Below are 4411 nucleotides of genomic sequence, written 5' to 3'. Positions count from 1 at the left end.
CGCACAGGGGCGACGCCTGAAGCACGCTAACGTAACGCGGATGCCAGCGCAAAGCGCAAAGAGCAAAGCGCAAAGCGCAAAGGTGCACGAGTCAAACCACGGACACCAGCACAAAAAAACCAAAACCGCCGCCCCGCACAGGGGCAAAAAAAACGGGCACCGCTATCGCACTAGCAAACAGACCCCAGACACCCAGGCAAGAAAAAAACACGAAACAAAACCATCACACCTCCCCAACCACTTCAACCCCCGCCGCAGACTTCACCGCCCCGCCCGCAGCGGCGTCACTAGCGCTCCTCACACGCCCGATCCACCCACACGCCAGCACCGCGGCAGCCGCCGCCAACCATCCAACCGTGCCAAAACCCGCGATCTGCCCCTGCGCAGTGGTCGTCAGCAACAAGCCGCCGAACCACGCACCACAACCCGTGCCCATCGCCTGCACCGCGCTGTTCGCGCTGAGAAACGCACCGCGCGTCTGCGGCTCCGGAACCGTCGTGAGCAACGCCTGCATCGGCACCATCCGCGACGACAACGCGACCATGAACACCGGAAAGAACAGCACCATCGCGTAAAACGGCAGATCGGGCAGATGCGTGACGAACAGCACAGGCAACACCGACAGCAACGCAGCGATCCGGAACACGCGCTTCTTGCCAAAGCGATCCGAGAGTGCGCCAACCCGGCGCGACGTGAAGAAGGTAGCGGCGCCGCCCGCCATATAGAGCCACGACAGATTGGCAGGCGCGACACCGTGATTCGCCACGAGCGTCGGCGCGATGAACGGAATCACCAGCATGTGCCCGACCATCACCACAAACGTCAGCGCAAACGCATTCAGATGCCGCGGATTCGCGAACAGCCGCCACAAATCAGGCAACACCTGCGCGAGCGGCACGCGCTGTCTCTGCAGATGCTCGGTCAGCGACGGCACCATGCGCAAACCGCCCATCCAGATCACGCAGGACAGCACGACGAGCAGCACAAACGGCGATGCCCAGCCGAAGTGCGCGCCCAGCATCACGCCCGCCGGCACGCCTGCAATCGCCGCCAGCGAGAAGGCCGTCATGATCGTGCCCGTCGCCGCGCCACGCCGCGCAACAGGAATCACGTCGCCGACGATCGCCATCACCACGGAAGCAAGCACGCCCCCCGTAATGCCCGCGAAAGCGCGCGCCACGAGCAGCAGCGGAAAGTTCGGCGCGAGCGCGCAGCCGAGGTTCGACAGTGCGAACAGCGCGTAGATGGCGAGCAACAGACGCCGCCGGTCGAAACGGTCGATATACGTGGCGGCCAGCAGGCCCGATAGCCCCGAGCACCACGAATACGCCGACACGGCCGTCGCGAAACGCGCAGGCGAGATCTCGAACGCGTGCATGATCTGCGGGCCGAGCGGCATCATCACCATGAAATCCATGATGATGGTGAACTGCGTGAGCGCGAGCAGCCACAGCAGGCGCCGCTCGTGTGATTCGTTCAATGAGAGCAATGCATGGCTCCGTTTGGTTGAGGCGTCAGTCGTCGAGATTCTCGTGGACGGCCTGCTCGCCCTGTTTCCAGTACGCCGACGCGCGGATGCGCGACTTGTCGATGCCACGTTCGTTGACCAGCAGCGCGCGCACGGCGCGCATCGTTGCCGCTTCGCCCGCTGCCCACACGTAGCCGTCGCCGTCCGGCAGGAAGGTTTCGCGCACCGCTTTCAGCAACTCTGCACCTCGGTCGTCACGATGGGCGGCATCGCTGCGATAACGCCATTCGATATACAGATCGGTACGCGTGTCGAACTCGATGCGCGCGGAAGGATCGGCGACTTCGATCACGGCCGCGACGCGCGCACCTTGCGGCAGTTCCGCGAGACGCCGGCCGATGGCGGGCAGGGCGGTATCGTCGCCGATCAGCAGATGCCAGTCATAGCCCGTCGGCACGACGAACGAGCCACGTGGCCCGCCGATGCCCAGATACTGCCCGGCCTTAGCCTGCGCCGCCCATTCGGCGGCGGGGCCGGCTTCGTGCATCGCGAACTCCAGCTCGAGTTCGCGCGCGTCGCGGTCGAAGCGCTTCGGCGTGAAATCGCGCGCGACGGGGCGCGGGCGGTCGGCGGGGAACACGGGGCCGTCGGGGCCCGCTGCCGGCAGCGTCGGCTTGTCTTCGCCGGGCGCGGGGAAAAACACTTTGATGTGATCGTCGAAGGAGGCTGATACGAAGTCGTGCAGATCGTCGCCCGTCAGCGTCACACGGATCAGATGCGGCGTGACGGCCACGACGTGCTTGACTTGCAGCAGACGGAATTTCAGCGGATGACGCACGCGCGTCACGTTCAGATCGGTTCGGGTTGCTTGCATAAGGTGTTCTCTCAATGTCGTTGAATCGACTGCGTCAAGCGGCTTCGCCCGGCGTTTTGCCGCCGTTCTCGCGCGGCTTGCTTTCGATTTCGGCCGTGGCGCGCGCGAGGATCGCCGCGATGCGCCGCTGCTCCTCCGGCGATGCGTTGTCGCGCAACAGCAGCGCATGTTTCAGTGCGCGCCGCGCCTGCACGAATTCGGGCAGCCAGCCGCCGTATTCGCTCGCGTCGTCGCCCGCTTCGCCTTGCTGTCCCGCCTCGCCCGCGAACGCGCGGCGCACCGAATCCATCTTGCGGGCGATATGCGAGAGCTTGGCGAGCATCAGGTCGGCGCGCTCGCGGTTGCCGGCGAGGTACTCGCGGCCGGCGTCGGCGAGCGAGTAGCGCTTGCGGTTGCCTTCCAGTTGCACGGTCACGTAGCCGAGTTCTTCCAGATAGGTCAGCGCGGGGTAGACCATCCCCGGGCTCGGCGTGTAGAAGCCGTTCGAGCGCGCTTCGAGCGCCTTGATCAGTTCGTAACCGTGGCGCGGCTGCTCGTCGATCAGCGCGAGCAGCAGCAGTTGCAGATCGTCGGACGTGAACTTGCGTCCGCGCGGGAAGCCGTCGCCTTCGCCGCCGAATCCTCCGCCGAAGCCGCCCCCGAACGGACCGCCCGCGCCGCCGCCGAACGGCCCGCCGTGCCGGCCGCCGCCGCGCTGATGGCGGCCGATCGCGTCCCTGAACATCTGGAAGCGTTCGTATAAGCCAAAGAACGCGGGATCGCGGGCAAAGTCGGCGTCGCGGGCGAAGTCACGGGAAAAACGATGATGGTGGTGACGCATGGCGGCATCTCCGAATGTCTTAAGATGTATCGTAAGATATATATCTAAAGATAATTCGTCAAGCCAAATCTCGAATTTGTATTGGGGCACAACAAAGTGTGCGGGAACGGGAAAACGTCCGTTCAGGTGCAACAAAGTGCGCGGGAACGCGAAAATTCGGTGTGCGGCGCACAACGACGATGCGTGATTGCTATCGTCGATACCTCTTGGATAGTCAATACAACGGTTTCTGGCCTAAGCGCAAGGGGGCACCCGAGCCGCGCTAGATTGCTTGGGCCGACTGGAATATGTCCTCTAGGCTCGTTGGTGAGGCGATTGACGCCGTAAGGTTGCACTGACTTGGCGTGCCCACTTCGCAGCAGCAGACCCGGTCGCCTATATCTCGCGAACTCGACATGTCCGAAAGGATCATTCTGGACGTTTTGTTAGCTCGCGGGCTGCGCAGATTTCGGGGAATTCGTCAAGGAGAGCGGCGAAAGTTCGGAATGCAAATGATGCATTTGATACGCCTGATTGGTGTATTGTTTTCTGAAACTTGCGTCAGCGAGGGAGCGAAGCAGGTAATGCTTTCCGGGTTGACAAGGGCAAAGCAACTTTCGGTCGGCGGGCCGCCGACAATTAACGAAGAGAGCGCTCAGTGACAAAAGCATTCCAAAGTCGACACCCGGAAATTTCCAATAATCCGAATATCAGGGAGCCCCAGCGCGAGGCATATGAGGCGTTGGCTCGATACGCGAACGACGCGAATGACTCAGCGCGTGAAGTTGGGATCGTGTTGCCTGTCGGCTGCGGGAAGTCTGGCACGATAACCATCTCGCCTTTCGCATTTCGATCCAACCGTACGTTGGTGGTCGCGCCCGGCATAGCGATCGCGAGCCAGTTGCATTCGGACTTCAATCCGACGAACCCAAGGATGTTCTACCAGAAATGCGCTGTCTTAAACGGGGCGCCGTTTCCTGAGCCGGTAGAGATCCGGGGTACTACTACCAATCGGGGTGACCTTGAGGAAGCGAACGTTGTCGTGACGAACATCCAGCAACTTCAAGGCGATGAAAACCGCTGGTTGCAAGATCTACCGGATGACTTCTTCGACCTGATCCTGTTCGACGAGGGGCATCACAGTGTTGCCGCCACGTGGGAAGCCCTGAAAGCAAAGTTTCCCGCCGCGCGGATCGTAAACTTCATTGCTACCCCTACCTGACGGCTGGTTCGCCGCCAATCTGCTGCTCACCAGAGACGCCGTGGATGT

Annotated in this window: 5 protein-coding genes; 2 read left to right on the top strand and 3 right to left on the bottom strand. The window is 62.3% G+C overall.

Going from position 1 to position 4411, the window contains the following annotated elements:
- Positions 1-223: 223 nt before the first annotated feature.
- Genes KFO72_RS41345 through KFO72_RS41335 form a run of 3 tightly spaced genes read right to left on the bottom strand, consistent with a single transcriptional unit; the run spans position 224 to position 3162 of the window.
- The gene (locus tag KFO72_RS41345; protein WP_225034507.1) at positions 224-1489 is read right to left on the bottom strand and encodes an MFS transporter; all 1266 of its coding nucleotides are present in this window, start codon (positions 1487-1489) and stop codon (positions 224-226) included.
- Between the two features lie 25 nt (positions 1490-1514).
- Positions 1515-2342, bottom strand: coding sequence for a siderophore-interacting protein (locus KFO72_RS41340; RefSeq protein ID WP_082670429.1), 828 nt, complete (start codon positions 2340-2342; stop codon positions 1515-1517).
- A 34-nt stretch (positions 2343-2376) separates the two neighbouring features.
- Positions 2377-3162, bottom strand: coding sequence for a PadR family transcriptional regulator (locus KFO72_RS41335; RefSeq protein ID WP_062916937.1), 786 nt, complete (start codon positions 3160-3162; stop codon positions 2377-2379).
- 395 nt (positions 3163-3557) lie between these two features.
- On the opposite strand from KFO72_RS41335, the gene KFO72_RS41330 reads away from it, so the two are divergent.
- The gene (locus KFO72_RS41330; protein WP_156516705.1) at positions 3558-3803 is read left to right on the top strand and encodes a hypothetical protein; all 246 of its coding nucleotides are present in this window, start codon (positions 3558-3560) and stop codon (positions 3801-3803) included.
- Entirely contained in the window at positions 3800-4363 is a 564-nt protein-coding gene (locus tag KFO72_RS41325) for a DEAD/DEAH box helicase family protein (protein WP_082845464.1), read from the top strand. The genes KFO72_RS41330 and KFO72_RS41325 overlap by 4 nt, the downstream gene beginning before the upstream one ends.
- Positions 4364-4411: the final 48 nt, after the last annotated feature.

This window comes from Paraburkholderia sp. XV, from assembly GCF_020177535.1.
GTDB lineage: Bacteria > Pseudomonadota > Gammaproteobacteria > Burkholderiales > Burkholderiaceae > Paraburkholderia > Paraburkholderia caribensis.
This window is presented reverse-complemented; position numbering and strand designations above follow the sequence as displayed.